This window comes from Rhodanobacter sp. PCA2 (assembly GCF_013620825.1).
Classification (GTDB): domain Bacteria; phylum Pseudomonadota; class Gammaproteobacteria; order Xanthomonadales; family Rhodanobacteraceae; genus Rhodanobacter_A.
The window spans coordinates 1-19,401 of sequence record NZ_NJIC01000039.1; the positions used below are offsets into that span (position 1 = coordinate 1).

Below are 19,401 nucleotides of genomic sequence, written 5' to 3' on the forward strand. Positions count from 1 at the left end.
GGGCCGGGGCGGCGGGGGTTTCGGTGGTCATGGGCGGCTCCCGAGTCGGGCCAGGGTGATGAGGGAAGCGCGGAACGCCTGCGCGTTCGCGGGTGACTGGAAGGCCTGCGCGACCTGCGCGGCGTCGAGGCCGCCGCGCTCGGCGAGGCGCTGGTACAGCGCTTCGCCGCTCAGGCGCACGCTGCCGGGATCGCGCCGGCGCAGCCGCTCCAGCACGGCCTGGGCGGCCAGTTGGTGCAGGCTGCGTCCGCCGTCGCGGCGATACAGGAATTCGCCCGCGGCCTGCACGTGCTCCAGCAGCGCACGCCGGTGCGGCGAGGGCGCGGGCATCAGCGGACCGAAACGCGCGCCGCGCATCGCCATCCAGCCCGCCAGCAGCAGGGCCAGCGCCAGCAGCGCCGGCCAGCCCCGCGTCGCCAGCAGTTGCAGGAAGGGCTGACCGTCCAGCGCATGCACGAGGTAGATCTGGCCGCGGCCGCGGTTCGGCGCCAGCAGGCGCCAGGCGAAACGCTGCGCCTCGACCTGCTTCAGCGCCAGTCGCTGCAGCGGCGCGACGCTGGCCAGCAGGCTGACGTGGCCGCGACCCACGGCGGTGCGTGCGAACAGGTAGCCGTCGTCCGCGTTGCCGATCGCCGCGTCCACCGCCTGCGCCGCCGCGGCTTGCAGCCGGAAGCGCATGCCGCACAGTCGGATGGCATGCGTCCCGTCGCCGAGCCCACTGCAACCGAACGTGTCCGGACGCGCATCGAGCAGGTTCAACGCCGTGAGCATGGGCGAGCGCGCGCCCACGGGCGGCACCAGCAGCAGATGGCCGCCGCGCCGCACCCAGCCGGCCAGCCGCGCGGCGGTTTCGGCATCGATGCGCGCCACATCCGCGCCCACCAGCACGGTGTCGCCCGGCTGCAGCGGCATCCGGACAGGATCCAGCGTGGTCAGCGACGCGGCCGGCTCGCCCATGTCGCGCAATACCTGTTCCAGCGCGAAGAACGGATTGGCCCGCGCCGGGCCGCTGGGCGACGTGGGCTGCACCACGTCGCGCCGCTCGAACATGGTTAGGAACAGCCCGGTCAGCACCGCCGCGCCCAGCAGCACCAGCACGCCAATCAGCAGGCCGCGATGCCTCATGCGCCGGCTCCCAGCGGCCAGCCGTCCAGCAGGCGCTCGAACGCGGCCTGATCGGGGTAGCGACCGGCGTAGGCGGCGAACTGCCAGGTACGCACGATGACGACGACGCGCTGCGCGCGCGCGGTATCACCCAGGGTGGCGGCGTGGCGCAGCCAGTCCGACTCGGTGGCGTCCGCCGTGTACGGCAACTGCAGTTGCTGCGCGATGCGCTCCGCGCAGCCGCGGTACAGCAGCGCCAGCGCCTCGCGCCGGCGTTGTGCCTGCCACAGCCCGCGGGCGGCCGTGGCCACGTCCGCCGGCAGCGCGGCAGGCGCCTCGTCCACGACCACGGACAGGTTCGCCCGCGGCGCCAGGGGCTGCGTCGCGTCGCGTCCCGCACCGCGCCAGCGCCAGGCGAACCAGGCCAGCGCCAGCACCGCACCGCCCAGCGCCAGCCACAGCAGGCCGTTGAACAGGCCGGAGAACATGCCCAGCGGCGCCGCACCCGGGTTCACCGGCTGGTCGACGCGGCTTTCGACCCGCTTCAGTTCCCAGCGGCGCACGTGCCGCTGCCCGCCGAAGCGTGGATCGCGATACACCTTCGCCGCGGCCGCCGCGAAGCGCCGGTCGCCCTCGTCCAGCGGCTGCCGGAACACCTGCTCAGGCGTGCTCGCCGGCCGTGACGGCGGCGCGGCGGGCACCGCGGCGTGGCCGGCCAGCGGCAGGCCCAGGCACAGCAGCACGCCCAGCACCCGGCCCAGGCCTTGCAGGCGCGCACGCAGGCGGCGGAACGCGAGGTCGATGTCCCAGCCCTCCAGCTGCGTGCGCCGGTTGAGATACAGCGCGAAGCCGCAGGCCACGTACAGCGGCTCGATCGCGCTGATCGCGAGGTAGGCCACGGCGGACGCCGCCAGCGTCCATGCGGTGGCGGCGCCGTGCACCTCGTGGCGGAAGAAGGTGGCGAGCGACGCCGGCCGCCATTCCTGCGGCAGCAGCCACCAGGCCAGCAGCCACACGCTGAGGAACAGCACCAGCTCGAACTGCAGGCAACCCCAGGTGAGCAGGCTGGCCTCGCCCACCAGGCGCCGGCGCAACACCTTCCAGCGCTCGGCGCGCCGCTGGCGCGAGGTGCCTTCCAGCAGCGCCAGCGGCAGGCGCAGCGCGCGATGGCTGTCCACGCGCAGCCAGCTCAGTCCGGCGAAGGTCGGGCCCCACGGCATCGCGTGCTGGCCGCGCAGGGTTTCGCGCCAGTGCGGCGGGCGGTCGAACACGGCGCGCGACAGCACGTACAGCGGCACGCGGTCGAACAGCGGCTTCAGCCACCAGGTCAGCAGCAGGCCCAGCCACGGCACGCCCACCAGCACGGCCAGCGCGTTGCACAGCAGGAACGCCGGCACGGTGAACGCGAACCACGCGGACCACACCGCGCGGGCGTTCGCCCGCAGCATCGCGGCGCCCAGGTCGAGCGCCTCGCGCGACTCGCGCGGACGCAGCACCACGCTGATCCGCTCAAGCTCCATGCCGCCCCGCCCTGCCGCCGAAACCCAGCCAAACCAACACCAGCAGCCAGACCAGCGCGGCCACGCCGAAACGCAGCGCATCCGGCAAGCCCGCCTGCGACGACCAGTACGCCTCGATGCACGCCGCCACCACCAGCATCGCGAAGGCGCCCAGCGCCAGCTTCGCGCCGATCCAGCCGGCCTCCACCAGCGCCGGCCCGCGCCGTCGCCGGCCGGGCGCCAGCAGCGTCAATCCCAGTTGCAGGCCGGCGCCGCCGGCGATCACCATCGCGGTCAGTTCGAACGCCGAATGGGTCGCCACGAAACGCCAGAACGGGCCGCCGTAACCGATCGCCTCGAGATGGCCGGCCACGCCGCCGATGACGATGCCGTTCGCACCCAGCACGTAGATCGCGCCCACACCGAACAGCAGGCCCGAGGCGAACGTGCGGAACGCGATGCTGACGTTGTTGAACACGTAGTAGCCGAACATCTGCAGGTTGGTGCCGCTGCTGCGGCCCAGCTGCGGATTGGCCGGGTCGTACATGCGCTCGAACTGGGCCAGCCGCGCGCTGCTGAACAAGGTGTGCGCGAATTCGGGATGCAGCTGCAGCCACACCAGCAGCGCCAGCGCGGGCACATAGAACAGCGCCGCCGCCAGCGCCATGCAGCGCCACTGCGCGCGCACCAGGCGCGGAAAGTCCGCCACCAGAAACGCCGCCGCCCGGTGCCAGCGCGGCGGCGGCGGCCGGTACAGCACGCGGTGGCCGCGCTGCACCAGCGACTGCAGCCGATCGGTGACCTCGTGGCTGTAACCGCGACCGCGCGCCAGCGCGAGGTGGTGGCAGACGCGCCGGTAGGCGGCGGGGAACTCCAGCGCCAGCTCGTGGCGCAGCGCGCGTTTCGGCTGGCGGTCGAGCTCGCCCAGCCACGCCTGCAGGCTGTCCCATTCCCTTGCGTGCAGCGCCACGAAGCGTTCCTGTTTCACGGGCGCCCCAGCAGGCCGTTCGCGTAGCCCAGCAGGCGCGCCACCCCGGCGGTGTCGCGGCAGCCGGTGAGCGGTTCCAGCAGGTTCGCCAGTTCCTCCTGGCGCTGCACGGTGAGCTGGCCGGCGCGTTCGGCGAAGTCCACCAGCGCCGCCTGCTCCTCGGGCGACAGCGGCAGCGGCAACGGCAGCGCCGGCGCGGGCGGCACCTGGTGGCCGGTGGCCGTTTCCTTCGTGTGCACCACCATGGTGCCGGCCACGATGTCGCCCAGCCGGCGCGCGCAGGGATCGACCAGGGTGCTGGCCAGGCCCACGCCGTACACGCCCGGCAGCGCATCCACCACGCGCAGCAGGTTGCGCGTCACCGACGGCAGCCAGGTCACCGGCGTGCCGTCCAGGTTCACCACGCGCAGGCCCAGCGCGCGCTTGCCCAGGCTCTGCCCGTCCAGCCACAGCTCGCAGGCCACCCAGTACGCCCACAGCAGGGCGAACATCGCCAGCATCGCGAGGCCGAGGCCGCCGGTGCCGAACAGGGACAGCGGGATCATCGCCAGCATCAGCAGCACGAGGCGCACCACGGTGTCGACCATCCACGCCTGCGCCCGCGGCAGCGGGCCGGCCGCACGCAGGCGCAGCGAGATGCCTTCGGGCGTCTCGATCTCGCGGACCGAGTCCAGCATCAAACGTCGACGACGATGGTGTCGGCGATCATGTCGTGCAGGCAGCGCCGTTCCTTGCCGAAGATCAGCAGCGGATCGATCAGGCCGACGAAGCGGCCGACCAGCGGAATCATGCCGAGCAGCACGACGGGCAACACCCGCAGGAAGATGTAGCGCGACAGCGCCACCGGGCTGCCGTCGCCGCGCACCACGGCGATATCCAGGGCGCGCTTGCCTATGGTCTGGCCGCTCCGGTACAGCATGAAGCAGTTGACGACCAGGATGGCGAGCGCCAGCACCGCGCCAAGGAACGTCAGCAGCCCCGCCATCGACGGCGCCGGCATGCCGTGCAGTCTTGCCTGGTAACGCATCATGAGCGCCGCGAAGATCGGGCCCAGCCACAACAAATTGACCAGGCCGTCGATCAACGACGCGCCGAGGCGCTTGCCGCGGCTGGCCTTGCGGCTTTCCAGATCGTCGGCTTCGCTGACGGCGACATCCACCACCGCCGCGGCTGGCGCTGCATACGGATTGCTTTCCATCGTTGCCCCCTGTTGCATTCCATGGCCGCCCGTCCCCATGCCGGGCGTGTCCGGCGAGTATAGGGGGGCGTTTTGGCGCGTGACTAGGGGCCGCGGAAGCCGCGGATTTCCGTCGCGGAAGGAAGCGGTCAGCGCTTGGGCTTGAGCAGCGTTCCGGTGCAGTTCGGCGCCCCGCACAGGCAGGTCCACAGCTTCTTCAGGCGCGCGGTATGCGGCACTTCCAGCGTGATGCCGTAGTCGTAGGTGAGTTCCTCGCCCGGCTTGATCGCGCGGATCGCCTCGATCATCACCTTGTCGTGGCGCGGGTTGCCGTCGGCGCTCTCCTCCACCACCGCGCGGCAGTTCGGCACGCAGCTGTGGTTGATCCAGCGTGCGCTGTTGCCGTGGCGGTTCGCGTCGACGATGTAGTCGTCGTTGAGCGTGAACAGGAAGGTATGGCCGGTCTCGCCGCCGTCGCCGTACATGTCGTCGGCCTCGGCGTGGGTCATCAGCGTGCCCTTGTACTGGATGATCTCCTCGCCCTTGCGGATCGGGGCGACGGCGAACACGCCATTGCCGTGGATGGGGGAACGGCGGGCGACGATGCGACGGGTCATGGGGGCATTCGGACGTGGGGCAGCCCCGCATGATGCCCGTTGCCGCGCCGGATGGGAATCGGCCCGGCGCACCGGTGCGCTGCGCCGGGCCACACGCGGCATCGACACGGCGATCTGCTACAGTTCAAACAATCGTTTGAGGTGACCCGCATGCATCGACTGCTCCGCTGCCTCGTCCTCGTCGCCCTCGCCGCCGGCCTGGCGGCCTGCGGGCCGCCACGCAAGAGCGTGTTCCCGCCCACGCTCAGCGTGCAGCAGCTGGAAGTGCGGCCGAACGGAACCTGGCACCTCACCGTGCGCATCCAGAACAACAGCTACGGCGAGATGGACTTCAAGTCGCTGGACGGCCAGCTGCAGGTCGCGGAGCTGGTGCCGGTGCGCCTGCACGCCACGTTCCAGCGCGACATCCCCGCCTTCGCCGGCGACGTGCTGCCGCTGGACCTGCTGCCCACGCCCGAGATGGCGAAGGCGCTGGCCGCGGTGGCAGCCAAGGGCAGCGCCGGCTCGCTGCCCTACCGCATCAGCGGCCGCGCCAGCGCGAAGCCCGAGCAGGAAAAGCAGGCGCGCGATTTCGAGTTCAACGGCAACGAGTGGCTGTCGCCGGTGCCGGGCATCCCGCACACCTTCCGCTGAATCCCCACGCATTCCAAGAGGCAACCTCCATGACGATCTACAAGGCTCCGCTCGACGACCAGCGCTTCGCCCTCTTCGACCTGCTGGACGTCGAGGCCGTCCTGCCCGGATTGCAGGGCGGCGCCGAACACGGCCGCGACCTGATCGACGCGGTGCTGGAGGAAGCGGCCAGGCTCGCCGAGCAGGTGCTGGCGCCCACCAACGCGCCGGGCGACGCCGAGGGCTGCCACTACGACAAGGCCACGCAGACGGTGACCACGCCCAAGGGCTTCAAGGAGGCGTTCAAGGCCTTCGCCGAAGGCGGCTGGGCCGGGCTCACCGCGAAGGAACAGTTCGGCGGCCAGGGCCTGCCCGGCGTGCTGGGCATCGCCACCACCGAGCTGTTCCAGTCCGGCAACCTGTCGTGGAGCCTGTACCCGCTGCTGTCCGAGGGCGCCTGCCACGCGATGGAGCTGCACGGCACCGAGGCGCAGCAGCACGCCTACATGAAGCCCATCGTGGAAGGTCGCTGGACCGGCACGATGTGCCTCACCGAGCCGCAGGCCGGCTCCGACCTCGGCCTGCTGAAGACGCGCGCCGAACCGAACGCCGACGGCAGCTACGCGATCAGCGGCACCAAGATCTTCATCAGCGCGGGCGAGCACGACCTTGCCGAGAACATCGTGCACCTCGTGCTGGCGCGCCTGCCCGACGCGCCGGCCGGCAGCCGCGGCATCTCGATGTTCATCGTGCCGAAGTTCAAGTTGAACGCGGACGGTTCGCCGGGCGCGCGCAACGCCGCCTTCGCCGGCGCCATCGAGCACAAGATGGGCATCAAGGGCTCGGCCACCTGCGTGATGAACTTCGACGGCGCCGAGGGCTACCTGATCGGCCAGCCGCACAAGGGCCTCGCGGCGATGTTCACCATGATGAATGCGGCGCGCCTCTCCGTGGGCGTGCAAGGCCTGGCGCTTTCCGAGCGCGCCTGGCAGAACAGCCTGAACTACGCACGCGAGCGCCTGCAGGGCCGCGCGCTCTCCGGCGCGAAGTTCCCCGACAAGCCCGCCGACAACCTGCTGGTGCAGCCGGACGTGCGCCGCATGCTGCTCACCCAGCGCGCCTTCGTGGAAGGTTCGCGCGCGCTGCTGCTGTACACCGCGCTGCAGACCGACATCGAGGCGCGCGGCGCGGACGAAGCCGCACGCAGGCAGGCCGGCGAACTGGTGGCCTTCCTGATTCCCATCGCCAAGGGCGTGGTGACCGAACTCGCGCAGGAGTGCACCAAGGAAGCGCTGCAGGTATACGGCGGCCACGGCTTCATCGGCGAGAACGGCATGGAGCAGTTCGTGCGCGACGCGCGCATCATCACGCTGTACGAAGGCACCACCGGCATCCAGGCGGCCGACCTGCTGGGCCGCAAGATCCTCCAGCTGCAGGGCGTGGGCTTCAGGCACTTCGCCGCGGAAATCGGTGCGTTCTGCAAGGCGCACGCGGGCGACGCGAAACTCGCCGCCCTCGTGGCCCCGCTGGGCGCCGCCCTGAAGCAATGGGGCGACCTCACCCTCGCGCTCGCACAGCGCGTGCAGGCCAACCCGGAAGAACTGGGCGCCGCCGCGACGGATTACCTGTGGTACTCGGGCTACGTCACCCTCGCCTACTTCTGGGCGCGCAGCGTGGCCGCCGCCGAGGCGGGCAGCCAGGGCGAAGCGTTCAAGCAGGCCAAGCGCGACACCGCCGCGTTCTACTTCGCGCGCATCCTGCCGCGCACGCTGATGCACAAGGCGGCGATCGAAGCCGGCGTGGCGACGCTGCCCGACATCGCCTGAGCGCGCCCGGCACCCGTGTCGAAACAAGCCCGGCAACAGCCGGGCTTTGTTTTGTGCGCATCCCGGCGATTTTGCGGCCCGCAGGCCCGGGCCGTGCGCGCCGAATCGTTCGACGAAGCAGGAGGCGGCGCGCCATGGCGCGCCGCCCGGATGCCCCGCTCAATCCGGATTCGCCGCCTTGTCCTTCGCCGGCCCTTGCCGCGACGCGGAGCTTCCGGCCTTCTCCCGCTGCAGGTGCGCCCGCAGGATGCGCCGCAATTCCAGGATCGCCGCCGGCGTCTCCTGCACGCCGTGCCACGAAGGAATCACCACCTCGGAGGCGGCACCGGCCAGGTGCGCGCTGGCATACGGCACCACGCCATCGCTGCTTTCCTCCAGCAGGCCGTGCGGCCGATACAGCCCGATGACCGAGTGGTAACGCACCCGCGGATCGATCTGCAGGTTCTCGGTGGCGATGATGAAGGGATCCTTGTCGCTGAGGTTGCCCACGCTGTTGGACACGTGCAGCGGCGCGCTCGTACCGCCTCCCTCGTCGAGCAGGTCGGTGACGTTCGCCATCTCCGTGAGCACGCTGAACGGCAGCCGGATCAACTCGCCCAGCCAGCGCGCGAGACGATGCCGCGCCACCGGCGTGCCGCGGTGCGGCGCGGCGAGGAATACGGCGGAATCGACCTGCGGCATCGGCGAGAACTCGAAATAGGGCGCAAGCTTCCGGTGCAGCCGCGTGCGCTGCCTGGCAGACAGATCCCCGCGCCCCGGCGTCAGGCTCCACAGCTTGTCGCCGCTGGACGACACCAGCAGGCGCGCGAGCACGCCGCCCATGCTGTGGCCCACCAGGGTCATGCCGTGCGTGGCGCGCGCGGTGCCGGCGGGATCGAAATGGCGGATGGTGGCATCCAGCGCGCGGCGGATCTGCACCAGGTTCACGGCGATGGGCGCGTTGGTGGGGTAGTAGACCTGCCACACCTGGTAGTTGTAGCGCAGCTCCTCGTCGCCCAGCACTTCGTTCGCCACGTTCACCCAGGCTTCGGGGCTGCTCGCCAGGCCGTGCAGCATCACCACGGTGAGGCGGTCGGGATCGTAGGGCTGCATCAGCAGCACGCGCGGCTCCTGGATGCCGCCCTCGCGACCCAGCAGCGAGCGGATCGACTGCATGGCGAAGCCCGAACGGGCCAGCCACAGGCCGTAGGGCGCGGTGAAATTCGCTCCCAGCGGCAAGCGCTGGCCGGCGATGGTGACGCTCGTGTCGCGGTAGGGATCGCGCGACAGCAACTGCGCCTGCTGCGTGTTCAGCACCTCGTCCAGGGTATGGCCGCCGAACACCAGCACCCCGCTCATCGCCACGTAGCGCGGTTCGCGCCAGGGCCGGGTGCGCGCATCCTCCGTGGCGGGCGGTTCCACCGCCACGAAATCCGTGCCGAAACCGTCGCGTCGATAGACGTTGCGCAGGCCCCTGAAGCGCAGCGTCGAGGAAGGAAACAGCTCTGCCGGCATGGCTTGCAGGTGCAGGTCGGCATCCGGCCGCAGCACGGTCCAGCCGGCGATCGTGGTCTGCGTCCAGTCGCGGCCGAGCCTGGGCAACTCCTGGAACCAGCGCCCCACCACGCGCTCCACCGCGTAGTCGTAGTACGCGATCACCTGGGCCTGGCGCTGGTCGAACACGCGCTCGGCCGGCGTGCGCCCGGTGTAGAACAGGTAGGCATAGGCGTAGCGCGCGCACTGCATGTAGGCATCCAGCGTGGCGTCGTCCATGGTCGGCCCGAGGTCGCTGCGCAGGGCCCGCCCCAGCCACAACTCGGACAGTGCGGAGAGCCGCCGCTCCTCGTTGAGTCCGCTGGCATGCTCGACGATCCCGGTGCAGCTGTCGAAGGATTTCGTGCATTGCTTGGCATCGAGTGACACCACGTTCAACGCCTGCTCGGTGGCATCGCTGAACTGCCCGCCGCTGAACACGTCGGTGCGCTGCTTGCTCACCACCTCGCCCGGCTTGATCCGGCTCACGTCCACGATGGCGCAGGCATGCAGGCAAAGCAGCAGCGCCGGCAATGCAAGCCGCAGCAACCAGCCGGGAGTGATCCGATCACTTCGCATGCATGCTCCCCATCCTGAAACCAAGCGCGATTGTAGCCACACCCATATGGCAAGCCATTGTCTTCCCGCGCGCATCGCGGCAGGCTGGCGGCATCGGGAACACGCAGGGACGACACGCATGAGGGGTTTCCTGCGAGCGGCAGGGCGCGGTCTGAAGTGGTCGCTGGGTACCTTGATCGTCCTGGCCTCCGGTGCCTGGGGAGCGCTGGCGCTCCGATACCAGCTGCCCGGTGGCGCGGCGGCGCGCATCGCGGGCAGCGCGCTGTGGATCGCCCTGGTGCTGGGGCTGTCCGTCATCGCGATACGGCGCCGCAGCTGGTGGCCGCTGGGGGGCTATGCCCTGCTCTATGCGCTGCTGCTGGCCTGGTGGTCCGCCATCGCGCCGACCAACGATCGCGTCTGGGCCGACGACGTTGCGCGCCGGCTGCACGGCGAGGCGCACGGCAACACGGTCGTCCTGCACGACGTGCGCAACTTCACCTGGCGCAGCGACGAGGACTACGACGCCCGCTGGGAAACCCAGACCTACGATCTCGACCGTCTGGTTTCCGCCGACGTGGTGCTCTCGCACTGGGGCAGCAAGGCGATCGCCCACGCGATGGTCTCGTTCGGCTTCGACGACGGCCGCCACCTGGTGTTTTCGGTGGAGATACGCAAGCGGCGCGGCCAGCAGTTCTCGTCCATCGGCGGTTTCTTCAAGGATTTCGAGACGACCCTGATCGCCGCGCCCGAGAGCGACGTGATCCGCGTGCGCACCAACGTGCGCGGCGAGGACGACTACCTCTACCCGCTTGCCGTCGGCCGCGAAACGATGCGTGCGCTGTTCCTGTCCTATGTCTCCACCGCGAACCGGCTGGCCGCGCGGCCCGCGTTCTACAACACGGTCACCTCGAACTGCGCCACGGTGGTGTTCCGCATGGCGCGCCACCTGGACCCAGGCCTGACGCTGGACCCGCGCCTGCTGTTCACCGGCTACCTGCCCGGCTACCTCTACCAGATCGGCGCACTGGACCACCGCCTCACGCTGCAGCAATGGATCGCCCGCGCCCCCATCACCGAACAGGCACGCGCCAGCCGGCCGGACGAGGATTTCTCGCGGGCGATCCGCCAGCCGGTATCCACGCCATGAAAGCAAAGGGCGTCGCATGCAGCGACGCCCTTTGTTCTGCAAAAATCACCCCGCGGCTTGCCGTCAGCCACCAGCCTCGGCATCTGCCGCGTTGATGCATTTGTCGTGGTCGTCTTTCGCCGTGCCGTACTCGACCGTCGCGAGTGCGCACATGATCCCTCCTCCCCATGCGCAGGCAGTAACAGCAGCGTCTGCTTTTTCGAGCAAATTTTTCAGCTCTGCCCGACAGCGGCCTGTTCCCATGGGCTGCGCATTCACGGACAACGAACCCGATCGCGACTTGTTGACCATCCGAGCCGCCGAATCCAACTGATAGGCAAGATCAGGATGGCTCTTCATCCAGTCGCCCATCGCACCCAGATTCACTGTCGTGGTACCAGTACTGATGCCATTGTCCACCGTAACAATCGCGACGCGACCGACCAGGCGAATGGATAGCTTGTTCGTCATCCCCTTTTCGCTGTGCACAGCCTCGATGTCGCCATTCGCACGAACAGTCCCCCGGTTGCTACCCGTATCTGCGGAACCGGAATGAAAAACACCAGCCATGCCATCCTGTGGAACAGCAAATGCGTGGCCGCAAAAAGCCAGCATGGCAAGGAACCCCAACACCTTCAGTTTCGGCAACGTGTTCATTCAACGATCCTCCATGGTCGATGATGCATCGCGCGGGGCCGCCCCGGGCCAATTCAGCCGCCACACAAGCGCAGCGTATTCCTTCTTCGCAATACCTCGCGTCGGCTATTTCACGATGCCTCGCGTCAGCTTTTTGCGACAACTTGCTGCACCAGCTCGAACCGCACCACGCGCTTCATCGGATCGGCCTCGGCCAGGCGCACCGTCACCTCCTGCCCCAGCGGCAAGGGCGTCGCCGAACTGACGCGCGCCTCGATGGCTGGATCGCGCAGCATCACCACGCCGCCATGCGCGGCGTCGTTGCCGCCGTGTCCGTTGCCGCGGTCGCGATCCGCGCCATCGGCTTCGACGATGGCGCCGTGGAAGCTCTCGCCCACGCGCGGCGCCAGCAGCACCGCCTCGACCAGGTCGATCACCTGGCGCTCGTACTGATGCGCGCGGCGGTCGGCCTCGCGCATCAGTTCGGGCAACGCAGGCAAGCCGGCGCGCGCCCAGTCCGGCACCGGCTGGTTCGCGCACAGCGCGATGCAGACCTCGCCCACGTAGCGGTCCACCAGTCGGCGCAGCGGCGCGGTGGCGTGGCTGTATTCGGCGGCCAGCGCGGACTGCACGGGCTGCGCCGGCAGCTCGCCGTCGAAGGCCACGTAGCCGGCGCCGCGCAGCACCGTGGTGCAGGCGGTGAGCATCGCCACGTGGGTGTCCTGGGCGGGATCGAGCGAACGGATGAAATCGGGGTAGCCCAGCGTGGCCGGCCACGCGATGCCCAGCACCTGTGCGGTGAGCTTGAGCCGCGCCACCGACTGCGGGTCCGGCGGCGGCAGCGTGCGCAGCAGGCCGACCCTGCCCTTGACCATCAGCTGCGCCGCGGCCATGCCGGTGAGCAGCGAGATCTGCGCGTTCCAGTCCTCCACCGGATGGTTGACGCGATAGGCCAGCTGCCACTGGCCGTCCGTCACGCTGATTTCCTGTTCGGGCAGCGCGAGGCTGATGCCGCCGCGCGCCTGCTCGCGGCGCTGGCGCAGCTCGCCCACTTCGCGCAGCAGCGACCACAGGGCATCGGCCGTGCCCGCGTCGATCTGCTGCTGCACGCCCGCGTAGTCGAGCCGGGCGCGGCTGCGCACCCTGGCGCGGCGCACGTCGATGGCGGCGATCTCGCCGCTGGCGTCGAGGTCGATCGTCCACAGCAGCGCGGGCCGCAACTGGTCGGGCAGCAGCGAGGCCGCGCCTTCGGAGAGCACCTGCGGATGCAGGGGAATGCGCGAGTCGGCGCCGTACAGCGTTTCGCCGCGGCGATGCGCCTCGGCATCCACCGCATCGCCGGACGCCACGAAGGCGGCGACGTCGGCAATCGCGTAATGCACGCGGTAGCCGGCGTCGCGCCGCTCCAGGTGCAGCGCCTGGTCCAGGTCCATCGAGCCAGGCGGGTCGATGGTGACCAGCGGAATGTCGGTGCGATCCAGCTCGGGCAGCCGCGGCTGTGCCGCCGCCTGCGTCGCCGCGGATTCGACCTCGGGCGGAAACGCGACGGCCAGTTTCATCTGGCGCTGGATCGCGGCGATGCCCTGCGCGAGCGTGGTGTCGGCGCCGGTCTGAAGACGAATGCGGGTGGCAGGCATGGGGCGTCCCTGGCGAAAGTGCGCTGGCGCACGACAGCCGCACTATAACCGTGCGGTCGTCGGCCATCGTGCATGCTTCCACCGCACGCCGCGACGGAGTAGAAGCAACGCAGACATCCGTGCGAACGACGACCATGAGCGAACCGTCCCTGCTCGTCCGTCTGGCCGAAGACGACGACGACTTCATCCTTTCCCTGGTGCCACGCTTCGTGGATTTCACGCTGCCTTCATGGCGGCGGCGGCACGAATGCATCGAGGGCATCCGCAGCGAGCTTCTGCGCCACCTGGAGGAGCAGCCTCCGAACAGCTACCTGTTCGTGGCCGAGGACGCCGACAGCACGCGGGTCGGCTTCATCCACCTGCAGCGCACCGAGGATTTCTTCACCGGCCGCAGCAACTGCCACATCTCCGACCTCGCCGTGGCGCCGGCGCACGAGGGCCGCGGCGTGGGCAAGGCGCTGCTGGCGCATGCCGAGCAGTGGGCGCGCGAACACCACTGCCAGCTGGTGACGTTGGCGGTGTTCCCCGGCAACGAACGCGCGCGCAAGGTGTACGAGGCGGCCGGCTTCGACGCGGATCTGCTGCGGCTGGCCAAGCCGGTGCGTTGAGCCGTTGCCGTGCGGCGGCCTGGCGCGTGTCCACCTGGCCGCCGCATGCTTTCCGCGTCAATCCGTGGCGTTGTTGTCCAGCGAGTTTTCCAGCACCTTGCCGGTCTTCGCGTCCACGCCCACTTCGCGCGTGTCCTTGCCGGCCTTGATGTCGAACGAATAGCGCAGGCCGCTGCCGCCGGCTTCCTTCTCCAGTTCCTGCTTGACCACCTGGCCGGGCACCGTCTTCAGGGCGATCTTGCGGGCCTGCGCCATGCTGATCCTGGCTTGTTCGGCCTTCTGCGGCGCCGGGCTTTCCGCCTGGGCAGCGAAGGCGTGGCCGCCCATCAACAGCGACAGGGCGAGAGCGATGGACTTGTACATGCGTTTCTCCTTGAGTGGGTATGCGGCCCCCGCGATGCCTGCATCGCGGGCGGTACCCATACGCTAGTCCGCGGTGCTTAGGCCGCTCTTTCGATGCGGCCAGGCAAACCCGGGGTTCAGCGGCTGCGGCCGTCGAACGGCACGCGTCCTGGCGCTTCCGGCACCACGCCTTCGAGGCAGCGCACGTCGATCAGGTGCATGGGCGTCGGGTTCGCCGTCTCAGTGCGCCGGCGGGAGCAACTGCCCGCCGCCCTGGCCTGGCGGCTCCCTGCGCGACTTGCGCAGCACGGCATAGATCACCGGCATCACCAGCAGCACCAGCGGCACCTGCACCAGCATGCCGGCGATGATCGCCACCGCCAGCGGCTGCTGCATCTGCGAGCCCTCGCCGATCGCCAGCGCCAGCGGCAGCAGGGTGAGGATCGCGGCGAGCGTGGACATCATGATCGGCCGCATGCGGTGGTGGCCGGCATAGCGCAATGCCTCGTGCAAGGGCATTCGCTGTTCCGCGTCGGTCATTTCGGTGAAGTAGAAGATCGCCAGTTCGGTGACGATGCCCACGATCATGGTCATGCCCATCATCGCCGAGATGTTCAGCTCAATGCCGGTGACCCACAGCCCCACGAACACCGCCGCCATCGCCAGCAGCGGCGCCGCCATGATGGACAGCGCCACGCGGAAGCTCTCGTAGAGGAACAGCAGCAGCGTGAACACCAGCGCGATCGCCGCCAGCATCACGATGCTGAGGTCGTGGAAGGCGATCTGCTGCTGCGCGTACAGGCCGCCCAGCTCGTGGTACATGCCTGCCGGCAGCAGGCCGGGTTTGGCCAGCACCTGTTTCACGTCGCCCACGGTGGAGCCGAGGTCGCGGCCCACGATGCGCGCGGTCACCGCCACCATGCGCTTGAGGTTGTCGCGGTTGATTTCCGGCTGCCCCTGCACCGCCTCGATGGCGGCGATCCGGGACAGCGGCACCACGCGGCCGTCGCCGGCGCGGATCGGCAGGGCCTGCAGCTGTTCGAGCTGCGCGCGCGCGGTCGGCGGCAGCCACACGCGCACGCCGATCATCTTGGGCCCCTGCGGCAGTTGCGCGACCACGTTGCCGGCCACCGCATCGGAAACCTGTTGCGCCACCGACACCGGGTCGAGCCCGAGCAGGCCGGCCTTGACCGGATCGACGCGCACGTCCAGCGCATCGCCGGCGGGATTGATGCCGTTGCGCACCTCGGCCACGCCGTTGACCTTGGCGATCGCCGCGGCGACCTTCTTCGCGGTGGCGTCGAGCTGCGCCTCGTCGTCGCCGTACAGCTTGATCTCGATGGGCTGCGGCACCTCGGTGAGGTCACCGATCAGGTCCTCCATCAACTGCGCCACGTCCACGTCCAGGCCCGGCACCTGGGCCACCACCTGCTCGCGGATCTGCTCCATCACGGTGCTGGTGGACGGGCGCGAACCGCTCTTCAGGCGCACGAAGAAGTCGCCGGTGTTCGCCTCGGTGAGGCCGCCGCCGAGCTGCAGGCCGGTGCGCCGCGAGTAGGTGTCCACGTAGGGATTGGCGCGGATGATGCGCTCGACCTGCTGCAGCAGACGGTCGGTTTCGTCCAGCGAAGTGCCGGGCTGCGACAGGTAGTCCAGCACGAAGCCGCCTTCGTCCATCTTCGGCATGAAGCCGCTGCCCACCTGGCGGTAGGCCAGCACGCCGACCAGCAGCAGCGGGACCACGCCCAGCAGCACCAGCACGGGCCGCTGCAGCAGCTGCCCCAGCGTGCGTTCGTAGCCGGCCAGCACGCGTTGCGCGAAACGTCCCGGCGGACGCTCCACCGCATGTCGTTCGTCGATCAGCCATTCGGCCAGCAGCGGCACCGCCACCCAGGTCAGCAGGTAGGAGATCACCAGCGCGCTGGCCATGGTCAGCGACAGCGCCTTGAAGAACGCGCCGGTGACGCCGGTGAGGAAGGCCAGCGGCAGGAAGATCACCACCGTGGCCGCGCTGGAGCCGGTGAGCGGGCGGGTGAACTCCCACGCCGCGCCGGCGATGCGGTCGCGCACCGGACCGGTGCCGTCGCGCAACCGGCGCATGATGTGCTCCAGCATCACGATCACGTCGTCGATCAGCAGGCCCACCGCGGCCGCCATGCCGCCCAGCGTCATCATGTTGAAGCTCATGTGCAGCACGTCGAGCAACAGCACGGTGACGGCCAGCGTGGCCGGCACCACGATCATCGCCACCAGGATCACGCGCGCGTTGCGCAGGAACACGAACAGCACAAGCCCGGCCAGCACGATGCCGATCAGGATCGCGTCGCGCACGCTGGCGGCCGCGCCCAGCACCAGCTGGGTCTGGTCGTACCAGTTGGCGATGTGCAGGCCTTTCGGCGCCTGCCGCTGGTAGTCGGCGAGGCGCTGCTTCACGTCGCGGGCGATCTGCACGCTGTTGCCGTCGGGTTGCTGGAACACCTGCAGCAGCACCGCGTCGCGGCCGTCGGCGGTGGTGCGTATCCACTGCGGCTCGTGGCTCAGCGACATCGTGGCCACGTCCCTGAGCCGCAGCACGCCGCGCGCATCCGCGCGCAGCACGATGTCGCCCAGCGCCGCGGCGGCGGCCGGCTGGTTGTTCGCCAGCAGCAGGTAGAGCTTGTAGTGGTCCTGCAGGCGGCCCATCGACTGGATGGTGGCGGCGCTCGCCACCGCGTGTTCGAGGTCGGCCAGCGCGAGGCCCTGCGCGCGCAGCTTCGCTGCGTCCACGTCGACGTGGAACTCGGCCACGGCGCCGCCCTGCACGTCCACCTGGGCCACACCGGTGACGCCGGACAGCAGCGGGCGCAGCTGGAACTCGGCGATGTCGTGCAACTGGGTGGGCGTCAGCGTGTCGGAACGCAGGCTGTAGGCGAGGATGGGAAACACCGTGGGGTCCAGGCGGATCGCCCGCACGTTCAGGCCGGGCGGCAGGCTGGGCAGCGCCTCGCCGATCGCCGCATCCACGTCCAGCAGCGCACGGCCCATGTCCGCGCCCCAGTCGAAGCCGATGTTGATCTCGGCGCTGCCGCGGCTGGTGGTGGAGCGCACCTCGCGCACGCCGCGCACGCGGCGGATCGCCTCCTCCACCGGCCGGGTGACGCTCACCACCATCTGGTCGGCGGGGCGGTCGCCGGCGTCCAGGCTCACGCGCACGCGCGGGAACGACACGTTGGGGAACAGCGAGACCGGCAGGTTGAACGCGCCGGCGATGCCGCCGATGGCGAGGATGAGGGCGAGGAACAGCAGCGAACGGCGGTGCTTGTGCATCCACTGGGTAATCGTCATCGGCACGGCGGTCACGGCTTGGTCCCGCTGTCGCGCTGGCGCACCGTGTCGCCGTCGCCCACTTCATAGGCGCCCTGCACGATCACCGGCAGCTTCGCGTCCAGCTTGCCGAGCACGCCCACGGTGTCGCCGGCCGGCTGGCGCAGTTGTACGTCCACGCGGTGCGCCTTGCCCTGGTCGAGCTGGTACAGGTAGTCGCCTTCCTCGTCGTGCAGCACGGCGGCGCGCGGCACCGCCCACGCGGTGTAATCGCCGCTCTGGATGCTGGCCTCCAGCGCCGCGCCGGCCACCAGCGCGGCGTCGGCCGTGGCCGGCATCTCGGCCTGCACCGGCAGCAGGTGGGTCTGCGGATCGATCACGCGTCCCACCATGCTCAGCTTGCCGTCGAAGGCGGCGGCGTCGCCGTACACGCCATGCAGTTGCACCGGCATGCCCACGCGCAAGCCCGCGCCGGCGTCGGGCTGCACGCCCAGTTCGGCGATCAGCGCGTGCGCGGGCATGAAGCCCAGCAGCGGCGCGTTCGCGGCGAAGCGGTCGCCCAGCGCCACCGCCAGCGTGGTGACCACGCCGTCGTCCGGCGCCGCCACGGTTTCCTGCGCATCGCCGCCGCCCAGCGCGCGCTGTGCGTCCAGCGTGGCCTGCGCGTCGGCCAGCGCCTTGCGCGCAGTGGCGAGTTGCGACTGCGTGGCCAGGTGCTGCGCGGCCATCTGCTCGGTGCGCTGCAGCTCGCCGGTGGCGAGACCCAGCGCGGTCTGCGCCTGCAGGTAGGCGCTGCGCGCGGTGGGGTCGGGCGCGACCACCAGCAGCGGCTGGCCGCGCTTGACCGTCTGCCCCGCGCTGACCTGCAGCATGACGACCTGCCCACCGTGACCCAGGCTGATCGCCCGCGCGTGATGCGGATCGCCCACCGCACTGCCCCAGGCCGCCACGCTGTCGTGGAAGCTGCGTTGCGCCGGCATGGCGGTGGTGACCAGGGCCACGCCCTTGGCGTCGTCGGCCGAACCACCGTCATCGCCGCCGCCCTTGCCGCATGCAGCGAGCAGCAGCGCCGTGACGGCCAGCGCGACACAGCGCGCGAGCAAGACTTGTTTCATTGTTTGGACGTCCGTTGCATGACGAAATCCGTGCGGCCCAGCAGCGCGCCCAGCCCGATCGCGGCGGTGGCGCGCACACGCCGCAGCATGATCAGGTCCATGTCGGCGGTGAGCGCGTTGCCGCGTATCGCGAGATAGGTAGGCCAGTCGAGCAGACCCTTGCGCCAGGCCTGCTCGGCCGCGCTGCGCGCGGCATCCAGCCGCTGCGCGTGCTCGGCCTGCGCCGCCTGCTGCCGGTCCAGCGTCTGGAGATCGGCGGCGAGCCGCTGCATGTCGCTGCGCGTGGCGAGCAGGCGCGCGGCATAGTCGTCCTTCAGCTGCTGGCGGCCGGCCGTCTCGATCGCGATGTTGCCGCGGTTGCGGTCGAACAGCGGCAGGGTGATGCCGATGCTGAAACCGCGGGTGGTGATGTTGCTGGTGTCGCGCGCCTGGCTGAGGCCGAAGGTGATCGCGGGGAACTGCGCGAGGATCGCGCCGCGCAGCGTCGCCTCCTGCGCCCGATAGCCGGCCTGCAGCGCCAGCAGGTCGGGGCGTCGCCGCGGCAGGTCGGCCAGCGCCGCCTGCAGTTGCGTGACATCAGGGTCGACCCGGTACGGCGCGCCCACCAGGTCCAGCGGCGCGTCGGGCGCAAGGCCCAGCAACTGGCGCAGGTCGCTTTCCGCCTGGTGCAGGGTCACGGCATTGTCGGTCGCGCGCTGCCGCACGTCGGCCATCGCATTGAGTCCCGCGCTGGCGCCG

General features: G+C 70.1%; 17 protein-coding genes. 4 read left to right on the plus strand and 13 right to left on the minus strand.

What is annotated here, in order from left to right; genetic code table 11:
• Positions 1 to 27: 27 nt before the first annotated feature.
• From PCA_RS12595 to PCA_RS12620, 6 genes are all read right to left on the minus strand, one after another.
• Positions 28 to 1,125, minus strand: coding sequence for a DUF4350 domain-containing protein (locus PCA_RS12595; RefSeq protein WP_181302967.1), 1,098 nt, complete (start codon positions 1,123 to 1,125; stop codon positions 28 to 30).
• Entirely contained in the window at positions 1,122 to 2,624 is a 1,503-nt protein-coding gene (locus PCA_RS12600; protein WP_181302968.1) for a DUF4129 domain-containing protein, read from the minus strand. The genes PCA_RS12595 and PCA_RS12600 overlap by 4 nt, the downstream gene beginning before the upstream one ends.
• Complete coding sequence (locus PCA_RS12605; RefSeq protein WP_181302969.1) at positions 2,614 to 3,591, minus strand: stage II sporulation protein M; 978 nt, start codon at positions 3,589 to 3,591, stop codon at positions 2,614 to 2,616. Before PCA_RS12605 ends, PCA_RS12600 begins: the two co-directional genes overlap by 11 nt.
• Positions 3,588 to 4,268: an RDD family protein gene (locus tag PCA_RS12610; RefSeq protein WP_181302970.1), complete on the minus strand. Its 681-nt coding sequence runs from the start codon at positions 4,266 to 4,268 to the stop codon at positions 3,588 to 3,590. Before PCA_RS12610 ends, PCA_RS12605 begins: the two co-directional genes overlap by 4 nt.
• The gene (locus PCA_RS12615; protein WP_255436834.1) at positions 4,268 to 4,828 is read right to left on the minus strand and encodes an RDD family protein; all 561 of its coding nucleotides are present in this window, start codon (positions 4,826 to 4,828) and stop codon (positions 4,268 to 4,270) included. Before PCA_RS12615 ends, PCA_RS12610 begins: the two co-directional genes overlap by 1 nt.
• 89 nt (positions 4,829 to 4,917) lie before the next feature.
• Positions 4,918 to 5,385, minus strand: coding sequence for an SET domain-containing protein-lysine N-methyltransferase (locus tag PCA_RS12620; RefSeq protein WP_181302971.1), 468 nt, complete (start codon positions 5,383 to 5,385; stop codon positions 4,918 to 4,920).
• A gap of 150 nt (positions 5,386 to 5,535) precedes the next feature.
• On the opposite strand from PCA_RS12620, the gene PCA_RS12625 reads away from it, so the two are divergent.
• Positions 5,536 to 6,018, plus strand: a complete 483-nt coding sequence (locus PCA_RS12625) for a hypothetical protein (RefSeq protein WP_181302972.1) — start codon at positions 5,536 to 5,538, stop codon at positions 6,016 to 6,018.
• A gap of 29 nt (positions 6,019 to 6,047) precedes the next feature.
• A complete protein-coding gene (locus PCA_RS12630; RefSeq protein ID WP_181302973.1) occupies positions 6,048 to 7,823 on the plus strand; it encodes an acyl-CoA dehydrogenase C-terminal domain-containing protein in 1,776 nt (591 codons plus the stop codon).
• Positions 7,824 to 7,982: 159 nt separating this feature from the next.
• Here PCA_RS12630 and PCA_RS12635 read toward each other — a convergent pair whose 3' ends face one another.
• Positions 7,983 to 9,914 (minus strand): alpha/beta hydrolase, encoded by a 1,932-nt coding sequence (locus PCA_RS12635; protein WP_181302974.1) that lies wholly within the window; start codon positions 9,912 to 9,914, stop codon positions 7,983 to 7,985.
• A gap of 118 nt (positions 9,915 to 10,032) precedes the next feature.
• Between PCA_RS12635 and PCA_RS12640 the strand changes: the two genes are divergently transcribed.
• Positions 10,033 to 11,043 carry a DUF4105 domain-containing protein gene (locus PCA_RS12640; RefSeq protein WP_181302975.1) on the plus strand — a complete coding sequence of 337 codons (1,011 nt, stop codon included), beginning with the start codon at positions 10,033 to 10,035 and terminating at the stop codon, positions 11,041 to 11,043.
• A 63-nt stretch (positions 11,044 to 11,106) separates the two neighbouring features.
• On the opposite strand, the gene PCA_RS12645 is transcribed toward PCA_RS12640, so the two are convergent.
• Together PCA_RS12645 and PCA_RS12650 are read right to left on the minus strand one after the other, a co-directional pair.
• Positions 11,107 to 11,679 carry a hypothetical protein gene (locus tag PCA_RS12645; RefSeq protein ID WP_181302976.1) on the minus strand — a complete coding sequence of 191 codons (573 nt, stop codon included), beginning with the start codon at positions 11,677 to 11,679 and terminating at the stop codon, positions 11,107 to 11,109.
• 125 nt (positions 11,680 to 11,804) lie between these two features.
• Positions 11,805 to 13,295, minus strand: a complete 1,491-nt coding sequence (locus PCA_RS12650; protein ID WP_181302977.1) for an RNB domain-containing ribonuclease — start codon at positions 13,293 to 13,295, stop codon at positions 11,805 to 11,807.
• Positions 13,296 to 13,429: 134 nt separating this feature from the next.
• Between PCA_RS12650 and PCA_RS12655 the strand changes: the two genes are divergently transcribed.
• On the plus strand, positions 13,430 to 13,903 hold the full coding sequence (locus tag PCA_RS12655; protein WP_181302978.1) for a GNAT family N-acetyltransferase: 474 nt from the start codon (positions 13,430 to 13,432) through the stop codon (positions 13,901 to 13,903).
• 57 nt (positions 13,904 to 13,960) lie between these two features.
• Here the strand turns inward: PCA_RS12655 and PCA_RS12660 are convergent, their stop codons facing one another.
• From PCA_RS12660 to PCA_RS12675, 4 genes are all read right to left on the minus strand, one after another.
• Positions 13,961 to 14,266 (minus strand): PepSY domain-containing protein, encoded by a 306-nt coding sequence (locus tag PCA_RS12660; RefSeq protein WP_181302979.1) that lies wholly within the window; start codon positions 14,264 to 14,266, stop codon positions 13,961 to 13,963.
• A 219-nt stretch (positions 14,267 to 14,485) separates the two neighbouring features.
• Positions 14,486 to 17,569, minus strand: coding sequence for an efflux RND transporter permease subunit (locus PCA_RS12665; protein ID WP_181302983.1), 3,084 nt, complete (start codon positions 17,567 to 17,569; stop codon positions 14,486 to 14,488).
• A gap of 11 nt (positions 17,570 to 17,580) precedes the next feature.
• Entirely contained in the window at positions 17,581 to 18,663 is a 1,083-nt protein-coding gene (locus PCA_RS12670; protein WP_181302980.1) for an efflux RND transporter periplasmic adaptor subunit, read from the minus strand.
• Positions 18,660 to 19,401 (minus strand): TolC family protein (locus PCA_RS12675; RefSeq protein WP_181302981.1); only part of this gene is annotated, 742 nt, incomplete at its 5' end. The genes PCA_RS12670 and PCA_RS12675, both read right to left, overlap by 4 nt.

Coding starts and splice junctions, on each gene's coding strand:
- PCA_RS12595 (WP_181302967.1), bottom strand. CDS start 1,125: ATGAGGCATCGCGGCCTGCTGATTGGCGTGCTGGTGCTGCTGGGCGCG.
- PCA_RS12600 (WP_181302968.1), bottom strand. CDS start 2,624: ATGGAGCTTGAGCGGATCAGCGTGGTGCTGCGTCCGCGCGAGTCGCGC.
- PCA_RS12610 (WP_181302970.1), bottom strand. CDS start 4,268: ATGCTGGACTCGGTCCGCGAGATCGAGACGCCCGAAGGCATCTCGCTG.
- PCA_RS12615 (WP_255436834.1), bottom strand. CDS start 4,828: ATGGGGACGGGCGGCCATGGAATGCAACAGGGGGCAACGATGGAAAGC.
- PCA_RS12620 (WP_181302971.1), bottom strand. CDS start 5,385: ATGACCCGTCGCATCGTCGCCCGCCGTTCCCCCATCCACGGCAATGGC.
- PCA_RS12625 (WP_181302972.1), top strand. CDS start 5,536: ATGCATCGACTGCTCCGCTGCCTCGTCCTCGTCGCCCTCGCCGCCGGC.
- PCA_RS12630 (WP_181302973.1), top strand. CDS start 6,048: ATGACGATCTACAAGGCTCCGCTCGACGACCAGCGCTTCGCCCTCTTC.
- PCA_RS12635 (WP_181302974.1), bottom strand. CDS start 9,914: ATGCGAAGTGATCGGATCACTCCCGGCTGGTTGCTGCGGCTTGCATTG.
- PCA_RS12640 (WP_181302975.1), top strand. CDS start 10,033: ATGAGGGGTTTCCTGCGAGCGGCAGGGCGCGGTCTGAAGTGGTCGCTG.
- PCA_RS12645 (WP_181302976.1), bottom strand. CDS start 11,679: ATGAACACGTTGCCGAAACTGAAGGTGTTGGGGTTCCTTGCCATGCTG.
- PCA_RS12650 (WP_181302977.1), bottom strand. CDS start 13,295: ATGCCTGCCACCCGCATTCGTCTTCAGACCGGCGCCGACACCACGCTC.
- PCA_RS12655 (WP_181302978.1), top strand. CDS start 13,430: ATGAGCGAACCGTCCCTGCTCGTCCGTCTGGCCGAAGACGACGACGAC.
- PCA_RS12660 (WP_181302979.1), bottom strand. CDS start 14,266: ATGTACAAGTCCATCGCTCTCGCCCTGTCGCTGTTGATGGGCGGCCAC.
- PCA_RS12665 (WP_181302983.1), bottom strand. CDS start 17,569: ATGACGATTACCCAGTGGATGCACAAGCACCGCCGTTCGCTGCTGTTC.
- PCA_RS12670 (WP_181302980.1), bottom strand. CDS start 18,663: ATGAAACAAGTCTTGCTCGCGCGCTGTGTCGCGCTGGCCGTCACGGCG.